This is a genomic window from Microcystis aeruginosa NIES-843, assembly GCF_000010625.1.
In the GTDB taxonomy this organism is placed as follows: Bacteria; Cyanobacteriota; Cyanobacteriia; order Cyanobacteriales; family Microcystaceae; genus Microcystis; species Microcystis aeruginosa.
Genome location: NC_010296.1, coordinates 781,264 through 799,628 on the forward strand (window position 1 = coordinate 781,264; position 18,365 = coordinate 799,628).

Annotated in this window: 19 protein-coding genes and 1 pseudogene; 12 read left to right on the forward strand and 8 right to left on the reverse strand. The window is 43.2% G+C overall.

Going from position 1 to position 18,365, the window contains the following annotated elements; translation table 11 throughout:
* The first annotated feature begins 74 nt into the window (after positions 1–74).
* The 3 genes from MAE_RS34680 (at position 75) to MAE_RS03985 (ending at position 4,027) form a co-directional block, all read left to right on the forward strand.
* A complete protein-coding gene (locus tag MAE_RS34680; protein WP_012264423.1) occupies positions 75–1,538 on the forward strand; it encodes a hypothetical protein in 1,464 nt (487 codons plus the stop codon).
* A 418-nt stretch (positions 1,539–1,956) separates the two neighbouring features.
* Positions 1,957–2,976, forward strand: a complete 1,020-nt coding sequence (locus tag MAE_RS03980; protein WP_004163274.1) for a glycosyltransferase — start codon at positions 1,957–1,959, stop codon at positions 2,974–2,976.
* 175 nt (positions 2,977–3,151) lie between these two features.
* On the forward strand, positions 3,152–4,027 hold the full coding sequence (locus MAE_RS03985) for a Tab2/Atab2 family RNA-binding protein (protein WP_012264424.1): 876 nt from the start codon (positions 3,152–3,154) through the stop codon (positions 4,025–4,027).
* Between the two features lie 44 nt (positions 4,028–4,071).
* Here MAE_RS03985 and MAE_RS03990 read toward each other — a convergent pair whose 3' ends face one another.
* Both MAE_RS03990 and MAE_RS03995 read right to left on the reverse strand, forming a co-directional pair.
* Positions 4,072–5,541 carry a carotenoid oxygenase family protein gene (locus tag MAE_RS03990; protein ID WP_041804531.1) on the reverse strand — a complete coding sequence of 490 codons (1,470 nt, stop codon included), beginning with the start codon at positions 5,539–5,541 and terminating at the stop codon, positions 4,072–4,074.
* Positions 5,542–5,654: 113 nt separating this feature from the next.
* Positions 5,655–7,826 carry a glutamine synthetase III gene (locus MAE_RS03995; RefSeq protein WP_012264426.1) on the reverse strand — a complete coding sequence of 724 codons (2,172 nt, stop codon included), beginning with the start codon at positions 7,824–7,826 and terminating at the stop codon, positions 5,655–5,657.
* Positions 7,827–8,242: 416 nt separating this feature from the next.
* On the opposite strand from MAE_RS03995, the pseudogene MAE_RS04000 reads away from it, so the two are divergent.
* Positions 8,243–8,698, forward strand: a pseudogene (locus MAE_RS04000) (PEP-CTERM sorting domain-containing protein); the annotation flags it as partial.
* Positions 8,699–9,391: 693 nt separating this feature from the next.
* Here the strand turns inward: MAE_RS04000 and MAE_RS04005 are convergent.
* Both MAE_RS04005 and MAE_RS04010 read right to left on the reverse strand, forming a co-directional pair.
* Positions 9,392–9,664: a Txe/YoeB family addiction module toxin gene (locus MAE_RS04005; protein WP_012264430.1), complete on the reverse strand. Its 273-nt coding sequence runs from the start codon at positions 9,662–9,664 to the stop codon at positions 9,392–9,394.
* A complete protein-coding gene (locus tag MAE_RS04010) occupies positions 9,648–9,947 on the reverse strand; it encodes a type II toxin-antitoxin system Phd/YefM family antitoxin (RefSeq protein ID WP_002763657.1) in 300 nt (99 codons plus the stop codon). The genes MAE_RS04005 and MAE_RS04010 overlap by 17 nt, the downstream gene beginning before the upstream one ends.
* A 143-nt stretch (positions 9,948–10,090) precedes the next feature.
* Between MAE_RS04010 and MAE_RS04015 the strand changes: the two genes are divergently transcribed.
* The 8 genes from MAE_RS04015 to MAE_RS04050 all read left to right on the forward strand — a co-directional run bounded on the left by MAE_RS04015 (position 10,091) and on the right by MAE_RS04050 (position 12,286).
* Positions 10,091–10,429: a hypothetical protein gene (locus MAE_RS04015; RefSeq protein ID WP_012264431.1), complete on the forward strand. Its 339-nt coding sequence runs from the start codon at positions 10,091–10,093 to the stop codon at positions 10,427–10,429.
* Positions 10,430–10,431: 2 nt separating this feature from the next.
* A complete protein-coding gene (locus MAE_RS04020) occupies positions 10,432–10,605 on the forward strand; it encodes a hypothetical protein (RefSeq protein WP_012264432.1) in 174 nt (57 codons plus the stop codon).
* 67 nt (positions 10,606–10,672) lie between these two features.
* Positions 10,673–10,885 (forward strand): type II toxin-antitoxin system HicB family antitoxin, encoded by a 213-nt coding sequence (locus tag MAE_RS04025; protein ID WP_008199545.1) that lies wholly within the window; start codon positions 10,673–10,675, stop codon positions 10,883–10,885.
* On the forward strand, positions 10,882–11,106 hold the full coding sequence (locus tag MAE_RS04030; RefSeq protein WP_012264433.1) for a type II toxin-antitoxin system HicA family toxin: 225 nt from the start codon (positions 10,882–10,884) through the stop codon (positions 11,104–11,106). The genes MAE_RS04025 and MAE_RS04030 overlap by 4 nt, the downstream gene beginning before the upstream one ends.
* Before the next feature lie 77 nt (positions 11,107–11,183).
* Positions 11,184–11,456 (forward strand): type II toxin-antitoxin system RelB/DinJ family antitoxin, encoded by a 273-nt coding sequence (locus MAE_RS04035; protein WP_012264434.1) that lies wholly within the window; start codon positions 11,184–11,186, stop codon positions 11,454–11,456.
* Positions 11,457–11,525: 69 nt separating this feature from the next.
* Positions 11,526–11,714, forward strand: a complete 189-nt coding sequence (locus tag MAE_RS04040; protein ID WP_039899746.1) for a hypothetical protein — start codon at positions 11,526–11,528, stop codon at positions 11,712–11,714.
* A 105-nt stretch (positions 11,715–11,819) separates the two neighbouring features.
* Positions 11,820–12,065, forward strand: a complete 246-nt coding sequence (locus tag MAE_RS04045; protein WP_002753457.1) for a type II toxin-antitoxin system HicB family antitoxin — start codon at positions 11,820–11,822, stop codon at positions 12,063–12,065.
* Positions 12,065–12,286 (forward strand): type II toxin-antitoxin system HicA family toxin, encoded by a 222-nt coding sequence (locus tag MAE_RS04050; protein ID WP_002732388.1) that lies wholly within the window; start codon positions 12,065–12,067, stop codon positions 12,284–12,286. The genes MAE_RS04045 and MAE_RS04050 overlap by 1 nt, the downstream gene beginning before the upstream one ends.
* 96 nt (positions 12,287–12,382) lie before the next feature.
* Here the strand turns inward: MAE_RS04050 and MAE_RS04055 are convergent, their stop codons facing one another.
* The 4 genes from MAE_RS04055 to cax all read right to left on the reverse strand — a co-directional run bounded on the left by MAE_RS04055 (position 12,383) and on the right by cax (position 18,356).
* Positions 12,383–13,819 (reverse strand): folate/biopterin family MFS transporter, encoded by a 1,437-nt coding sequence (locus tag MAE_RS04055; protein WP_012264436.1) that lies wholly within the window; start codon positions 13,817–13,819, stop codon positions 12,383–12,385.
* Between the two features lie 1,302 nt (positions 13,820–15,121).
* Positions 15,122–15,817: a transposase gene (locus MAE_RS04060; protein ID WP_012264438.1), complete on the reverse strand. Its 696-nt coding sequence runs from the start codon at positions 15,815–15,817 to the stop codon at positions 15,122–15,124.
* 613 nt (positions 15,818–16,430) lie between these two features.
* A complete protein-coding gene (locus MAE_RS04065) occupies positions 16,431–17,123 on the reverse strand; it encodes a cadmium resistance transporter (protein WP_012264440.1) in 693 nt (230 codons plus the stop codon).
* Between the two features lie 141 nt (positions 17,124–17,264).
* Positions 17,265–18,356, reverse strand: a complete 1,092-nt coding sequence (gene cax, locus MAE_RS04070) for a calcium/proton exchanger (RefSeq protein WP_012264441.1) — start codon at positions 18,354–18,356, stop codon at positions 17,265–17,267.
* Positions 18,357–18,365: the final 9 nt, after the last annotated feature.

Genomic DNA, 18,365 nt, shown 5'->3' on the forward strand with positions numbered 1-18,365 from the left:
TTAATTGTTTCTCTTTATTTTGCCTTAGCTAACGTTTTTAGTCTCTAAGCATTTATACTTATGGCAAAATTGGGATGCTCCCACCGGAAATATCCTTAACATCGGATTATAAACCTGAAGTTCGCGGAGAACAGTGGATGGTTTTTGGAGTTGATAATAAACCTTACATTTTTTATGAAGTAGGACAATCGGTATTAATGCTTCCTGCTGATTGGATAGGAACTCAATTACATCAATATTTTCCTGATATAGGTGAAAAAGATTTCCGTCGTTTGTCCGTAACTTTTTTGACTTTTATTCCTCTTAACGTTGCTACAGTTATTGCTTGTTTTTGGTTACTAAGAATTTTTAAAGTTAACGAAAATCTAGCGGCTTTTAGTAGTATTATATGGTTAATTGGTAGCACTTTTCTACACTATGCCCAAATTCCATTTCAGAACAATCAGGTGCTATTATTGGTTATACTCGGGTATGGTTGTGCTTTAGTCGCTTCCCTCGATCAAAAACCTCTTTTTGCCCTACTTGGTGGATTATGCTTAGGATTGGCCATTTTAATTCGGGTTAGTTCTATTCTTCATGTTCTAACTGTGTCTCTGTTCTTTATTACTTACCTTTTTTACAAGTATCGACATAGAAAAATTATCTTTCAGTACGGATTAATCTGGTTGGGAGGCTTTCTCCCTCTATTTTTATTGGGGAGATTGCTCGATTATATCCGCTATGGAAGCCCCTGGATGACTGGACAAAGATTATGGGTTAAACAAATTTATAATCATCCTTTTTGGTCTAATTTGCCAGAGTTTCCAGAAAATTGGCCTATACTGTCTGATCCTATCGGTATTTGGGGAGCGTTATTTTCACCAGCCAAAAGTATTTTTATTTATGATCCTTTATTATTGCCCTGCTTAATTTTAGGAATTGTTTTTTGGAAACGTTTTCTACCGGAGATTAAATTATATCTTCTCAGTGTTTTGTTAAATTTAGGATTACATATAGCCGTAACCAGTTATCTAGATTTCTGGCACGGTGATAGTGCATGGGCTGCTCGTTATCACGTCACGTCTGTCCATTTAATTCTCCTCCCTTTAATTCCTGTACTTATAGAATTTATGTTTAGAAGTCGAGGATTTAAAAATTGGATAATAAAGACAATAATTTTCCTGTCGATTATTATACAATCTCTCTCAATTATCTTGAGTTTTGCGTTGGAAGATGCCCAGGGATATTTATTACCTCCAGAACGTCGCTACTTAGAGTTTAGACTAGGACAACGCATAGTAAATGTAGTCTGTAAGGTTAATTCGTCCATATCTGATTCCTGCATTACCGAGAAAATTGCTAAATTAAGTGAAATTCAAGATACTACTTTAGGGCGAACTTTAAAACAAATTGATTATAATAACCGTATAGTTTTATTGCCGTTTAATTATGCTAGGTATCGATGGAATCGTCGCTGGACTTTTATAATTTGGTCGGTAATGCTGTTGTTAGCAATATCAATGACAATACACCTATGGAAATCGGTAAGTTTAGAATAGATAAGATAACCGCGGTTGCTGAAAGGGGGACAAGAAGGCTGAAATCCATATATCATAAGCTTTTCATGGTTTTAGCTCTAAAAAGTTCGCCGCACCATCTCTCACTTATTAATAATAATTCCTAGTAAGCTCGCTCCTGTCCCTAATTCTTTCGTTAGCTTTTTGCCTAGAATCGCTAGATCTATTTCTAGCGAGAGAAGCCAGAAGCCTGTGTTGGCAAGTTTTCTAGCTCGCTTGTCCCCCTGTCAGCCGCGGTTGGCAACGAGCATAATCTCTCATCTGCCCCTGAACTGACGTTAATATCGGTTGCAGGAATCAGGAGTTAGGGAAATTGTGTCTATCACTTAATTTCGATCTTCTGCGCCTAACCCCTCAATTGTGATACAATCGCCCCAAAACGTCCCCGCGTCAGTCAAATATGTCCCCGATTACACCGTCCATCAGTGTCAACGAACCAAACCCGCAGGCTGCCATCCAGACTTTATCGGTAGTGGTTCCCATATATAACGAAGTGGACAGTATTCCCCATCTCGTCGAGAGTATCGCCACGATTTTGCGTTCTTATCAAATTAACTACGAGATAATCTGTGTTGACGACGGTTCTAAGGATGGTTCCACCGAGGTTTTAACTAATTTAGCCAAAAATCGCGATGATCTCAAGGCGGTAATATTGCGACGCAACTACGGACAAACCCCCGCCATGGCTGCCGGATTTAATTATGCCACGGGACAGATAATCGTTACCCTCGACGGCGATTTACAGAACGATCCCAATGATATACCCCTATTATTGGCCAAATTAGAGGAAGGTTATGACCTCGTGAGTGGCTGGCGCAAAAATCGCCAAGATGACCGGGTAAAACGGCTTTTACCCTCAAAAATAGCTAATTGGCTGATAGCAAAGGTAACAGGGGTCAAATTACACGACTACGGTTGTTCTTTGAAAGCCTATCGAGCCGAATTAGTCGCCGATATGAATCTTTACGGGGAATTACATCGCTTTTTACCCGCATTGGCTTTTATTGAAGGGGCAAAAATAACCGAAATTCCCGTTAATCACCACGCTAGACGGTTCGGACAGAGTAAATATGGTTTAGGTCGCACAATTCGCGTGATTATGGACTTATTTACTGTCTTTTTTATGAAAAAGTTCCTCACCCGTCCGATGCACATTTTTGGACTCTACGGACTGTTATCGATGGTAGTGGGGATTATTCTAGGCACTTATCTGACTATTCTCAAACTCGGTTTCGGACAAGAAATCGGCGATCGACCTTTGTTAATCCTGGCCGTGTTATTCTTTTTAACTGGGGTACAATTACTCTGTTTTGGTCTTTTGGCAGAAATTTTGATGCGAACTTACCATGAATCCCAAAAACGTCCCATCTACCGCGTTCGTACTGTTGTCGGGAATAGGGGATTTTTCAGTGAGCAGTGAGCAGTAATCAGTGAGCAGTAAACAGTAATCAGTAAACAGTAATCAGTGAAAAGACATCTCGGAACTTGCCACTTAATATTGTTCACTGAAAACTCAAATCTGATGACTGATAACTAAATCACTGATAACTGAATCACTGATAACTGATAACTGATAACTGATAACTGAAAAAAATATGACTATTTGGGAACTTGATTTTTATTCGCGGCCGGTGGTGGATGAAAATAATAAAAAAAGATGGGAATTATTAATCTGTGAAACTCCGGCAACAATCGATCGCTCCTCCGATACAATATTTAAATATGCCAGTTATTGTCCTAATACGATGGTTAATTCCCAATGGTTAGGAGAGGCAGTTACTGCAGCTATCAAGGAAGCGGGGGTAACTCCCAAAAAAATTCGCTTTTTCCGTCGTCAGATGAATAACATGATTAGCAAAGCTTGCGAGGATATCGGTATTCCCGCTTCCCCTAGTCGTCGCACTCATGCTTTAACTAGATGGATAGAAGAAAGAATGGTTAATTTCTACCCCCAAGAAGTTGGTTATGATCAAAATTTAACTAAAACTGCTTCCGTTAATTATCCCCCTTTAAATGCTGTTCCCCTTCCCGATGCTGTCCGGGGAGATAAGGCAGATAAATGGGCTTTTGTTACGCTAGAATTGTCTTCTTTTAATGATTTAAAAGATTGGGATATTAGCTTCGGAGAAAATTTGCCTATACTGGGAATGGGGTTAGATGAGAATCTAAAAATCCCCGGTTTAGTTATTTTTTCCCCCCGCGCTTTACCATTATCTGGTTGGATGTCAGGGTTAGAAATGGCCTATTTAAAGTTAGAAACTGGTTCTCGTCCTCTGCTACGTTTAGAAACGGGTGCTAGTGATAGCTGGATTCTCGTCAACGTCACTAATGCCGAGACTTTAAACGAAGCCAAAAACTTTGAAGAAGCTAAACAAAAAGCCAATAATCTGCATTTTTTAGCCATTCAATCTAACCCTGAATCGGAATCCTTCGCCGGTTTTTGGCTATTACAAGAAGGCTCTCAAGAGTAAAGTTTAGTCAGGGTGGGTTTTCAATCCACCCCTAGGGAATTAACTTAAAAACATTGTCCAGTCCAACTACCGTGTAACCCGTAGGGAATATGATGTTTAAGATGGATAACTGCTAGGGAATTAGTGATATCTTTAGCATCTAAGATTACCCCATTCGATCGATGATTGGCTGCATCGTAGGTGACTACCAATAACCAACCATCATCTTCAGCGATTCCATCGGGTTTAGGCACAAAAATTGGCTCACCTGCGAATCCCCGGGGAGCAAAAGAATGTAATTGTTTTTCTCCCGTTAATAGGTCCAGTTTTAAGATTGCTTGCAAAGGAGCATTACCAGTGGCATGATGAGCGGCAGCGATGTATAAATAACGGTAATCTCGACCAACTTTTGCAGGATTAATACTGGGAAATTCACAACAATGCTCTAGAATACATTCTCTTGTAACCGTATTTTCTGATAAATTTAGTGTAAATCGCCACAGATGTCCGGGAGCTAAACTATCAAAATCTACCGATTGAAAATTGCTATTTGAATCCAGTTGTGGTAAGGATTGATAACAAATAGAATCGATATAAATTTTCTCCCCTTGTGCAAAAGCATTGCTATGATGGAAGACAAAACCCGATGGAGTTTCTAAAACTTTCACTTCTCTTTTGTTAGGATCCCGGGGGATAATAATAATCCTAGTTAACTTGTCCGGTTGATTGATGACGCATTCCCCCGCACCTTTTAACCCAAAAAGAAAGGGAAAAGGATTATAACCAACCGGGTTTTGGAAAAAGATAGCGTAGTGGGGAGTAATAACAAAATCGTGGATAAAACAAAAGCCCGGTACACTGTGGGTATGACGACGTAATAACTTACCCGTGGGACTAATTTCGTAGAGAGTAATGGCACTCGACAAACCCGTTTTAATGGCAAAATTTACCAGACAAGGTTGATGATTATCGAAGATACAAGCGGGATCGATGCGAGGATGAGCGGCAAAAGAATCGCCTTTTTCCAAGATACCATCGAGATAGTCTAAACCAATAGTATCAAGGGTTTTAGCATCGAGGCGATGGGGTTCGGCCGCTTCCCAAAGTGCCAGTAATTTATTACCCCAGTAGATAACATTAGTATTAGCAATATTTTTCAGACGCAAATCAAAAGCATTGCCGAAAATTCCCCCCGGTTTTTTCGTGCCGAAAACACCGCGATAAAGGGGTTTTCCCGCTTTCTGTTCCTGGAGATAACCCTCGGTTTTAACAAAACGATTACGATAATGTACGCGCCCATGGTTGAAGCTAATCGCGCTGATCATACCATCCCCATCGAAGGGATGAGCGATCGCAGTGCCAGCGATATCGAGTAAACCGGGGCCGTTTTTAAAGACTGTACCCTGTAAATCGGGGGGAATTTGCCCCTCGATGTCTTCTACCTCGTAATCGTACTCGTTAGGTTGGGATTGATAGCCTTTTTGCCAATCCTGACGATTATAGGATTTTTCGCCAATTGTCGGAGTTAATACCATGGTAGTTTTAGGTTTGGATTTACTTTTCTTAACATAACTTAAAACTACCAGAGCTAAAAAGAAGGGGGGGCCAATCATTTTTTCAGCCTATTTACCCCCTCCTTGCCGTCATGTTATTTAACAAACAACATTTCTTGATAGGTAGGCAGCGGCCAGAAATTGTCGGCCACTTCCCCTTCCAGTGTGTCAGCATATTCGCGCACCTTATCCATCAAGGGACGGATCGTTTGAGCGGAATACTGCATATGTTCCTCGATCGAGTCAAAATCGTCTTTAGCCGTGGCCTCACTCAGTTTGCTAACGCCATCCATCAGTAATTTAATTAAATTCGAGACGGTTTGGGCGCTTTCCTTATCCATCTCGATGCCGATCGCCGCCGCATTAGCGATCGCCAAAGACAATTCCGACAAGTAGCGAACGGCAGCGGGATAAATAATCGTTTTAGCCATACTTACCACCAGTTTCGCCTCCACCTCGATGGCCAGTAAATACTGTTCTGCATAGACATCGAAACGACTTTCCAGTTCAACGGGGGTAAGCACACCCATGCGGGCAAACAGTTCTTCGATATAATCGGCTTTCAGCACGGGTAAAGCATCGGCAGTGGTGCGGAGATTAGCCAAACCGCGCTCTTCTACCGCCATTTTGTGCCATTCCGGGGAATATCCGTTACCTCCGAAGATCACATTTCTGTGTTTGTCCATGATCTCCTTGAGAACACCCTGGGCGGCAGTATTGAGGTCTTCCCCGGCTTTCATCCGGCTTTCTAAGTTATCCGCCACCCAAGTCAGGGAATCCGCTAGAATCGTGTTCATCGCCACCAGCGGCCCGGAAACTGACTGATTAGAACCCACGGCGCGGAATTCAAAGCGATTGCCCGTAAAAGCAAAAGGAGAGGTACGATTGCGATCGCCAGGATCCTTGGGGAATACCGGCAGGGTATCGACACCGAGATCCATCAACCCCGGGGCATCAGAACCCTCAATTCGGCCTTGGCTAATTTGGTCGAATACCTTTTCTAACTGGCTGCCCAAATATACCGAAATAATGGCGGGAGGAGCTTCATTTGCCCCCAAACGGTGATCATTGCTGGCGGTAGCCACCACTGCGCGTAAAAGCGCCCCGTACTTGTGAACGCCACGAATCACCGCCCCACAGAATAACAAAAACTGCATATTAGCGTGGGGAGTATCGCCCGGATCTAACAAATTGCCCTGGGTGGCGTTGCCGACAGACCAGTTAACGTGTTTTCCCGAACCATTAATTCCCGCAAAGGGTTTTTCGTGCAGTAGGCAAACAAAACCGTGTTTTTTAGCCGTACTTTTCAGCAAAGTCATAATTAACTGCTGATGGTCACTGGCCACGTTAGCAGCCTCGAAAAAGGGGGCAATCTCGAACTGTCCGGGGGCGACTTCATTATGGCGGGTTTTGGCCGGAATGCCGAGGCGATACATTCTTTCCTCTACTTCCTGCATAAACACCTGAACCCGTTCGGGAATCGCGCCAAAATAATGATCGTCGAACTGTTGACCCTTGGCGGCGGGTTTACCAAATAGGGTGCGACCGGTGAGCAGTAAATCGGGGCGACTATGGGCAAAATGAGCATCTACGAGGAAATATTCCTGTTCAGCGCCGCAGCTGGAGTTAACGGGGGCGACTTCCGTATGTCCTAATAGTTTAAGCACCCTGGTGGCGGCTTTACTCATCGATGAAATCGAGCGTAAAAGCGGCGTTTTTTTGTCGAGGGCCTCTCCTGTCCAAGAGATGAAAACCGTGGGGATACACAGGGTGACACCATTATCCGTTTCCATGACGTAGGCGGGACTGGTGACATCCCAAGCGGTGTAACCCCGCGCTTCAAAGGTGGAGCGAAGTCCGCCGTTAGGAAAGGAAGACCCGTCCGGTTCTCCCTGTACTAAGACTTTGCCCGTAAATTCCGTGATCACCGAACCGTCGCTCTGCACAGAGATAAAACCATCGTGTTTTTCGGCGGTGGCGTTAGTCATCGGATAGAAGACGTGAGCATAGTACAGCGCCCCTTTGGACGTGGCCCAATCTTTCATCGCTGCCGCTACCGCACTGGCGATGGAAACGTCTAATTTTCCCCCGGTTAAAATCGTGTTTTTGACCGATTTGAATACGTCTTTCGGAAGACTGGCCTGCATTTTGCTCAGGGTAAACACATCGGTTGCCCAGAGGGCCTCTAAACGCTGAGGAATTTTGCTAGGTAGGGGTTTACGATCCGTTACTTGAGAGATAGCTTGAACACGCGTTCCATAACTCATAAGTATTTTTCCTATTTTGTTGTGTCGTGGATGAAGGGTTACTTTACTTAGGCGATGACAAGTTTCCTACTGATTTTGATGTTGAATTCCGGTCAGAGGCTATTCTCCGCTTAATAATTTTGATCCCACGGCACAAGCTTCTCTGCGGTTTTTATCTGCTTGCGCCTGCCTCTTTCCCGATCAATTAGCAACACCAGCCTTCATCTTAAGAACAGATGATCGAGAGATTTGTATCAAACATTACAAATATCCCAAACCCGATCTTCCACCAGCGATCGCACTGAGAAAACGGGTTTCTTTGAGAAACCCGTTTTCTGGAGATAAAACTCTATACATCTATGCAATCGATAAAAAAGCGATATTTGACAAAATCGGGGGGGGAGTAAGATGCTGGTGGAATTTGCCCAAAATTGCCCATGAATTTTACAACTAACTTCAAATCTCTCTCTCTGGCTGGTGTTGTCTTCGCTGGCACAGTTAGCGCGATCGCTGGACTGACTATCCTCCCCGTCCAAGCGCGGCCGATCATCTACAATCCGACTCCAACCTTAACGCTTAATGCAGGCACTGCTACTCTCACCGTTGGAGCCTTAGTCAACACTGCCAACGGCAATGGGTTGACTGGACCTGGAAACGCTTTGCAGCAACAGCACGTCGGAGGTAGCAATGGAGCTAATTTCTGGGGAGTACGTTTAGAAAGCGGGACGACTCCTGCTGATGTCAATCTTGATTTTGATTTTGGCAGTTCTGTGTTCTTAGATACCTTGGCTTTGTGGAATTACAACGCTTTTAATACCACAGCTACTGATCGCGGAATCAAGGATTTCACACTAATTCTCTCCAATAACTCCGACTTTAGCAGTCCAGTTTATCGAAAATTTGGGTTAAAACCCCGTCCTTTTAGGACGGCTTTAAGCTACAATGGAAAAAGCGATAACCAAGCTAAAAACTGAACCTTGACAACAGATAGTAGGGGGTTTTGTTCAGAAAAGAATTCAAATTCGGCCTTGAACGAGTAAAACTTTCTAGGAAATAAGGTTGAACATGAGATTTTTTCGACTTGTTCAAAGTGGACGGAGGGCATTCGGACACTCAAAACGGACGGGTCGAAAGAGTCAGACTTAAGCAATTAAGCGTTTTTCGCTATCTGCGTCAACCCCGTTGACGCGACCACCCTAAAAAAGTGGCGTGGTGAGGAATCGCCGTCCGTTTTACGGCGGCGAGGATGTCAAGTATCAGGAACCCTAACACTACCTGAAGGTACGGCAACTAACATACCAGCGACAATCTTTTCCTTTCCTTTAATTCAAGCCCAATATGCTAGAATTGATGTAGCAAACAATTGGTTCGTTGGTTGGACAGCACCAGGGCCTATTGGTCTCTCTGAAGTTCGCTTTGCCCAGACTGTTCCTGTTCCTGAATCAAGTTCTGGCTTAGGTTTGCTGGCTTTAGGCTTACTAGGAACGGCAGCGGCATTTAGGCGCCATTGGAACTGAGAAAACGGGTTTCTTTGAGAAGAAAACGGGTTTCTTTGAGAAACCCGTTTTCTGGAATACATAAGCTGTTTAAGTATAGTGATATCGTGCTGCTAAAAACTCAATGCGGTCATCTTTGACTCGATAGACTAGACGGTGTTCTGTGGTAATTCGGCGTGACCAAGTATTAGCTTCAAGATACTTTATGGGTTCTGGTTTGCCTATTCCAGTAAAGGGATCGGCGGTGACAGATTCTACGAGATCGAGTAGGCGAAAGGCGATTTTTTTATCTGTTTTGTACCACCATCTTAAATCTTCTCGAAATTGGTGATCAAAGACAATTGCCCTACTCTTGGCGTTCAATTCCTAACTCCTGACAAAGTTCTGTAACTGTCTGTCCCGGTATTGTTTGAACGTCCCTCTCCATTGAACGTTCCAGTGCTGCCAATAACTTTCTAGCATTCGCAGGCGATCGCAAAAGATAAACGGTTTCTAATAAGCCAGTTAATTCCTCTGCGCTTAATAGTGCCATATCTTTATGACCAGGGCGCGTAATAATCGCCATACTATTCTCGCTTTCCAGTCGATCCAGAAGGCTCGCTAAATTTTCTTGAGCTTGAGTGTAGGTAGTTTGGATAGAAAACATAAGGCGAGGGCAACGAGTTGATTCGATTTTAGCTTATTTCATCAACTGAGAAAACGGGTTTTTTAAAGAAACCCGTTTTCTGGAATAAGAGGCGATCGCTAGACTGGAATCAGTAGATTGGCCAGTATGGTAAGCTGAGAAAAATGGCAAAATTATCGCCAGAGTCAAAACAACTGATCATCAATCTGAAAAATAGGCTATTAGACATTGTTGACGAATCTAAAGCTGTAGAATTTGCCATCTTAAACCGTTTTGGTGAAACAGCAGAAACCCTAGACAGTTTAGAGCAACTCACAGAAATTGCCCTCCAAGCAGAATCTCGGTTTTCTCAGCTATCAAACTTAGAAATTCGTGCCGCTCAATCTCAACCGATGATTTCTCCTGATTTGCTAAGATTTATAGAAGAAGTCATTAAGACAACCCAAGTGCGGATTCCTGCCTTGATGCGTAGTGTCGAAGAAGTTAAACTTGAATGGAGTTAAATATGGATTTTGTTCCTCAGCTTCCCCGGGATTCTGATCAACTTAAGCAAACTTTGGCAAAAGCACACCGCAATTGTCAAGAGATGGAATTAGTTGGATTACAATTAGAAGAAGCGATTAGTCGCTTAGAAGCGGAAAATCGTCAAAGACGAAGACAACAGCTAGAAAAAACCTGACAAAAAATGCAAAACCCCTTAGAAAACGGGTTTTCTGGAACAATCAATTCAAAGCAAGGACAAACCCATGAAATATCGCGTCTTAATTGAGCAAGATGAAGATGGCATTTATGTGGCTGAAGTTCCCTCCCTACCCGGCTGTATTTCTCAAGGCAATACCCGGTTCGAGTTACTCGCCAACATTCAGGAAGCAATTGCTTTATATCTAGAAAGCCTAGAAGCGCACAATGAACCGATTCCACCACCAATTTCTGAGGAACTGGTAGAGGTTAAATTATGAGTGAACTCCCTCCTATCGCTGGTCGCCAAGTCGTTAAAGCACTGGGCAAGATTGGCTACGAATTAGATCGGCAGCGAGGAAGTCATATCATACTCAGACAAAAAGCCTATCCCTATCGACGCATCACCATCCCTGACCATCGAGAAGTGGCTAAGGGAACACTGAGATCTATCATTCGTCAAGCGGGATTGACAATGGCAGAGTTTAAAACTCTCCTTTAGCTTGATTTGCCAGAGTCGAAACAACCGCTCATAAATCGCCAATTCAAAAATAGACTATTAAACAATGTAAACGCTATATGAGTCAAGCTGCTGCTGCAATCAATACTAAACTAATTGATTCCCTTGCTCAAATTATCCTCTCCTTAACTGACGAAGAACAACAGCTTCTCCTACAAAAAATTCAGCATCCAGCCTTATCTGATGTCGATTGTCATCAAGGTTTTCCCTTTGATGTTCAAATTCCTAATACAGAAACGCTCGCCGCCATTGAAGAAGTAGAAAAACATCCTGAGCGTCTTAAGCGTTATACTAGCGTTGGGCAGATGTTCGAGGATTGGAACAGTGATTAAGACAACCCAAGTGCCGATTCCTGCCTTGATGCGTAGTGTCGAAGAAATTAAACTTGAATGGAGTTAAATATGGATTTTGTTCCTCAGCTTCCCCGGGATTCTGATCAACTTAAGCAAACTTTGGCAAAAGCACACCGCAATTGTCAAGAGATGGAATTAGTTCGATTACAATTAGAAGAAGCGATTAGTCGCTTAGAAGCGGAAAATCGTCAAAGACGAAGACAGCAGTTAGAAAACCTAGAAAACGGGTTTCTTTGAGAAACCCGTTTTCTGGAGAAACAGGGCAAAATTATCGCCAAGTTCAAAACAACTGATAATCACATCGACAATCTTCGAGACAATAACTGAGCTTTATTCCTGTCAATGATGCTAACAAAATATCTAAAACAAGCAATGGAACTGGCAACCTATGAAGTTCTAGAAGACGGTACTTTTTATGGAGAAATTCCGGGATTTGAGGGAGTATATGCTAATGAAACAACCCTCGAAGCTACTAAGGAACAGTTACAGGAAGTTTTGGAAGGCTGGGTTATTTTAGGACTACGCTTACAGCATCAGTTACCGATTGTTGACGGTATCAATCTAACCCCTCAACAAAAAATCGCCTGATGCCACCTTTTGCCCCCATCAAAAGGAAAGAGTTAATTCGCCAGTTGAGAAAGCTGGGATTTTCTGGTCCTCTGGTAGGAGGAAATCATCAATATATGGTGCAGGGAAAATTAAAAATCTGGATTCCTAATCCACACCAAGGAGATATCAGTAAAAGCTTGCTGGCTAAAATTTTACAACAAGCAAATATTAGTAGAGAAGAATGGGAAAAATTACGTTAAACAATTCTGTCTTGGAAAAGTTAAAAACTGTTCTCAATTAAGCAAGATGAATGCCATAGAAAAGGGGTTTCTTTGAGAAACCCCTTTTCTGAACTGTCAATCTCTTGTGTCGATTAATTCGGGGACAAGTTCGGGAATAAAACCGGGTTCAGCTAAAGAACCAGTAACATGATGTTCAAAGACTTCTGCGGGGGGAAAAGTTTTCTTGACTTCCTGAGATTGGGGATCCGTAGAAGGTAGCCATTTAATTAGGGGTAAAGGTAGGAGAGTAGAGAGATTAGTAATCACCACCAATAACCAAAGGTTATCAAAATTAGTTTCGGTGACTCCCAACCAATGGGTTAATAAAGCGCCGATTTCTTGGGAAACTAATCCTGACATATTCCAGATGGACATTAATAAAGCGAATAGAGATGCTTCAATGCCCACGGGACAAAGACGGGCCGATAAAATTAAGACGGGTAAAAAGGCAATTTGTCCCATGACGGTGAGGATGAGACTATCCCCCAAACTAAACCAATGATCGTCAATACCGAGCGCTCGATTAGTATGGGTAACTAAGAGTAGGGTAGTCATCCCTAAAAGCGCAGAAATCACCGTACTCCAACCCAAAATTAAACGAAAGGAAATCGCTTTTAAAAACCGTTGATATACCCAGATGCCCAGGATCGAGGCTAAACTGGTGACTAAGCGCACTCGTCCTAAAAATTCCGGTTCAAATCCTAACTCGTTGGTGGTGAAGTAGAAAAAGGCAGAATCGGCGCTAGGAGTAGCCTGCCAGAGAAAAATAAAGGCAGTGGGTAATAAAATTGATTTTTGTCTAATTGCTGACCATAATTGCCCGATTTGCTCCTTGACTTTCGGCGTTGATTGTGCATCATTGTTATTCTTGATTTTTTCCTCTGTAATTAAAAACGCCATGGCTGAGGCAATCAGGGGAAAAATAGCGGTGAGAGCGAAGACAGGACGAGTACCGAGGTGTGCCAGTAACCAACCTCCCAGATAAGCCGTAATTAAGCCGCCTAACGCCGATATTCCCCAAGTTAAGGACTGTAGAGAACCGGATTGAGTTAAGGACTCTTTGCGCGCCCTTTCTACTACCAAAGAATCGACGATGACATCACTAATGGTGACAGAAAGGGAACCAAGCAGGATCGCCGCCGCCGCTTGCCAAGCATTCTCCACCACAGTGGCTAGGGCCAACCAAGCTAAAACCCCGAGAATTCCCGATAAAATTAGGTAGGGCCGACGACGATAGCCGAAAATAGGCAAACCATCCGAAAGAAAGCCAAAAGCTGGTTTAATCACCCAAGGAATCGCCGCCACTCCGATTAATGCCCCCATCTGGGAGGGACTCAAGGCCAAATCGTCTTTTAAAAAAAAGCTAACCGCTAATCGGGAGAGTCCGAGAATGCCCTGTACGAAATAAACCCCTAAAATGCCAATTAATTCGGGATTAGGGTCATTTCCGAACAAGATAGTCTCTTTAAGGAATTTTTTCCCGCGATCGATGCCAAGGCGATTAATAAGCATGAAGTTTCATAAATATTTGTTACTGTCTCTATAATAATGATTGATCGCTCGATCGGTGCGTTAGCTGTTAGGGTTTAACTGTTGAGCTTTAGGTTTTGGCAGTTGGGTATTGGGTTTTAGGGTTTTAGTTGAATTTCCCCATAAAAGGCTTATTGTCGTGTTATGGGGAAACTTTTTTGCGATCGCTCTATTTGAGAGTAATATACAGAAAGATTTTTAAAAAAATCTGTATTTGGTCTGATATGGGGAAAGTTTTGGTCTAATGTCTAGTTAGACCATCTAGATCAAATTGCGATTTAAGGTGTCCAAAATGACAAAACCTAGAATTCTCACTTTAATACTCAGTATCTTCTCAGTTATTCAGATATTAGATATCCCAAACTCTCAGCAAGTACAAGCACAATTGATTTCTCAGAGAGGCGTTACAACTTTCTCCTCAGAACGTAGTGATTCGGGAACGGGTATTAATCAAAGGTGTAGATATTTTTTCTATGATGGAGGCGATTTTAAACAGACCTGTTCTTCATTTATAAACAGTGGATACACGACACCTAGAACGAGAACATCGAGTGCTTCTGGTTACTGGGAAAGCGATGGCTCAAGAGTTCGTGTGATTATAGTTAGTCCTGAGAATTTATCAGGCCAGATTATCTATCAAGAAGGTCGAGGTGGAGAGTTGATAAGTCCTAGTGGGATTCGACTTCGCCCTGACTAATTATTGTGGCTCTTCGTTACTTGTTGTGGTTCGATAGGGTGGCATAAATCGACTAAATCCTTATCTGGCAAGAGACTTAATTGATTAGTTCGCTCTAGATAAAAAACAATTGACAAAAATCGCTAAATGCCTTTCTATATAAGGGTTCCATCCCTTATAACCCCCGTCCATTGCATAACAATTACCGAAGAGCCTTTATAATGTCTATTTAGCTGGCTCTGGGTGGAGGTCTTGCACTCGTAACTGAGAGTAATTCTTTAACAATTTTCCTGGTCGAGCTAGAATAGAGACAACTGGACAGTAACCCAACTGTTTTATTATGTTGCGAGATGCTCGTATAGCGGCTTTGTATGCGGAGACGAATGAACGTAAAATACTGCGTCCTTTTTCACGCGATCCTGATTATGTCGTACTTCTTTATAGCTTAGAGATACGACACCGTGCTGTTCAATTAATCAAAGAATTTCTTGCGAGTGAAGGCTATTCAGGACGTATGGATCGCTGGAGTGTCACTTGTGCGGGAGCTTTTCTTACCCAATTAGCTCTTTCAGTTGATTGTCTTCTTGATCAACAAATTAATCAAGATATTATAAATATAATAACCTTTTTAAATATAACCAATAAGCTTCAAATAATAGTAAATAGAATTTGTCAATATGACAGAGAAACGGGATAAAGTCCGGTTGATTTGAAGTTACAGCCATCAAATTATCTATGCCTAAATCTATCGCAGCTATCTTTTCATTAGGAGCTAAGAACTGTTCGGTTTTCTCATAAATTACCTCGATTACATAACAATCACATTTAGGAACTATTCTAACTTCTGCTATGCGCTCCGCCACTCTTGTCGGCAAGGCAATTGAAGTACCTGATAGTTTGACAAATCCTTGCCTAAGACCTACTTTGCTTAGGGCTTGAATCGTGTAAACTAAGAGATTTCGTCCTTTTTTTGGCTCCTTATAGCCAGGGATTTTTGGTTTTCCCAGAAATTTATCGGGGTGACTTTTAAACTCCGATGAAGCGGCAAAAAATGATGGCCAGTTTTTGTCTAATCCTCTTAAAACTTGTTGGGAAACTTTAGCAGGTAAAGCTTGATACTGTTCTGTCTTTTTCATGAGAGAAGCCATCTGATTATAGGTCAAATAGCCATGACCATAAATGAAGTTTTGTCGGATTAAATAATTGGCTGAGTTGTAGAGATTTTTAGACTGCCAAGATAAATTATCTATCTCAGCACAAAATCGATGTCCTTTCTTGATAATGTGTCTTTCGGCTACTAACATTATTGTCCGTTGTCTTTTAACTCAGCGTCGGGTTTTGAAGGGTTGTCATCCGTTGTCATAATTGTACCAGAAGGCAATTGATAGCCTGTTAAATTCCCTTGTTTCCACCACCTCCAAGCCGTTCGATAACTTATTCCTGTTTTTTTTGCCTAGTCCGATAGTTTTGTCTGTACATATTGCCATGAATGACTATATATGACCATATTTGTATTGAAACTTTACAATACACTCTAGACCGATGAAAACCTTATGATACTAAATCCGTTTATTAAAAACTGATTATTTATTCCCCCTATTGCAAGAGTGCCTATTGCCTGTCCTTATAAGTGGCCTATGCTCAACGGATTCAGTATTATACCCGACATTCCGCACATCTTCATATACCTTTATATATTTTTACATTCCCCAAGATGTTTTGACGAAAAAGCTTCATTGTAGAAACTACTATTGAGAACATTTTCAATAATTGATTTTTTCTGAGAAAACAAATTACAATTCTTCACCTTGATGAAAATCGATCCTTGTAGCTACAATCTTTACTGGCAAAGGGTTGTAAGCAATGTATTAGTAAAAATTATCAATTGAATGTTAAGAAGTGCGGAAAGTGGGTACTTTATTTTTTTGCAAGTTCCTTACTGCGACCGACGATCGCCCGGAGATAGCTAATTGCTAAGGCCAAAAATGCAAGGGTAATACTTTCTTTGACGATAAAAATCCCTAAACCGATCAGCACACAGGGAACAAAGGTACTTCCCTGACTGGTTAGGATGGTGGCGATGGTCGGCACACTGGTCAACCCGTAGGCGAACGCACACCAAACCCCCACCAGAATCAAAAACACGCTGACGATAACGATCAGACTTGTTACGCTACTACTGGCGAAAAGGGGAACGTAAATGCCGATATTATCGCTGCCGTTGGCGACGGTCAACGCAGCCACGCTATAGGTGCGCGGGTCAAACCAACCACCGAAGGGGGAATGTTTCGCACCCTCCAGGTCCACTTCGACATTCTCCGGCTCTTGCTGCTTATCATCTTCTTTGAGAAGGGAAAAGATGCCGAGAATCACAGGAACGAGGCCTAGATAGCGAATCCATGGGGTAGGGATGAGAAAGCAACCGAAAAATCCCGCTAAACTGGCAATAACAAGCAGACTAAAGCCGATATACTGACCGATGACGATATCGCGACGACGGAAGAGTCTCCCCGTTTGGCTGAAGAGAATCGTCAGGATCAATATATCGTCGAGGTTGGTGGCGACGAATGCTGCTACACCCGTAGATATGGCAATCACAATCTCGATCATCGTTTTTTTCCTTAAGATAGCTGTCGGGTTCGTCCGTTCGTTACCTTCACCATGGCAGGGGAAACCGATCAATTAATCGGCAACGGGGGAATTTTACTACCTATCCCGATGGAGAAACTGTATCTCGTGCGACCGATCGCTCTATCCCGGTGCGGGATGGAAAAAGAAAGCAAGGGTGATCACTGCGTAGGTGGCGACGAGTAATATACCCTCTAGCCAGTTCGAGCGACCGTCGTTACTGATCGAGTTAGTCAGCCACACCGCGACGGCGACGGCGACCAATTCAAACGGATCAAAATCGAGAGCCATCGGCTGACCGAGGAAATAACCCGCGATTACGAGAACCGGCGCGACAAAAAGTGCGATTTGCAGACTCGAACCCACCGTCACGGAAACCGCCAGATCCATTTTGTCTTTTAAGGCGACCCTAACCGCGGTGGCGTGTTCGGCCGCGTTGCCGATAATTGGCAGCAGGATCACCCCCGTGAAAAGGGTCGTTAATCCTAATTTATGCGTGGCTTCCTCTAGGGTATTAACTAACAATTCCGATTCGACCGCCACCCCGATGGTCACCAGCAGTAATATCCCCACCCAGAGCCAGAGATTCGGCTTTTTTACGCTTACCGCTTCCCCCGACTCTTGATCGAGATCGGCGACCCCCACCTCGTAAAGATAGGTGTGGGTCTTCATCGAAAACAGCAGACTCAGGCAATACACAAAAATTAATACCGCCGCCACCGCTACCGAGAGACGCTGTAGGACGCTCTCCTCGATTGCGGCGGAGGTGTATTGAACGGTCGTGGGTAGGAGGATCGCCGCGACGGCGAGATTCATCGACGAGGAATTTAAACGGGCGGTCACGGGCTGGAATTTCTGTTCTTTATAGCGTAATCCGCCGAAAAACATCGATACGCCCGTTACCAGCAGCAGATTCCCGATAATCGAACCGGTAATCGTCGCTTTCACCACCTCGATCAAACCCTCTTCCAGGGCGGCGTAGGCGAGAATTAATTCGGTAGCGTTGCCGAAGGTGGCATTCAGTAAACCGCCGAGATTGGGTCCGACCACGACGGCGATTTCCTCGGTTGCCTTTCCCATGTAAGCGGCGAGGGGAACGATTGCCAGACAGGCACTCAGAAAAATGATCGTCACGTCCCAATGGAGGAAATTCCCAGCGATCGAGATCGGGACAAAAACCAACAAAATGGCGAAAATCCAGTTTTTTATATTCATACCAAGGGA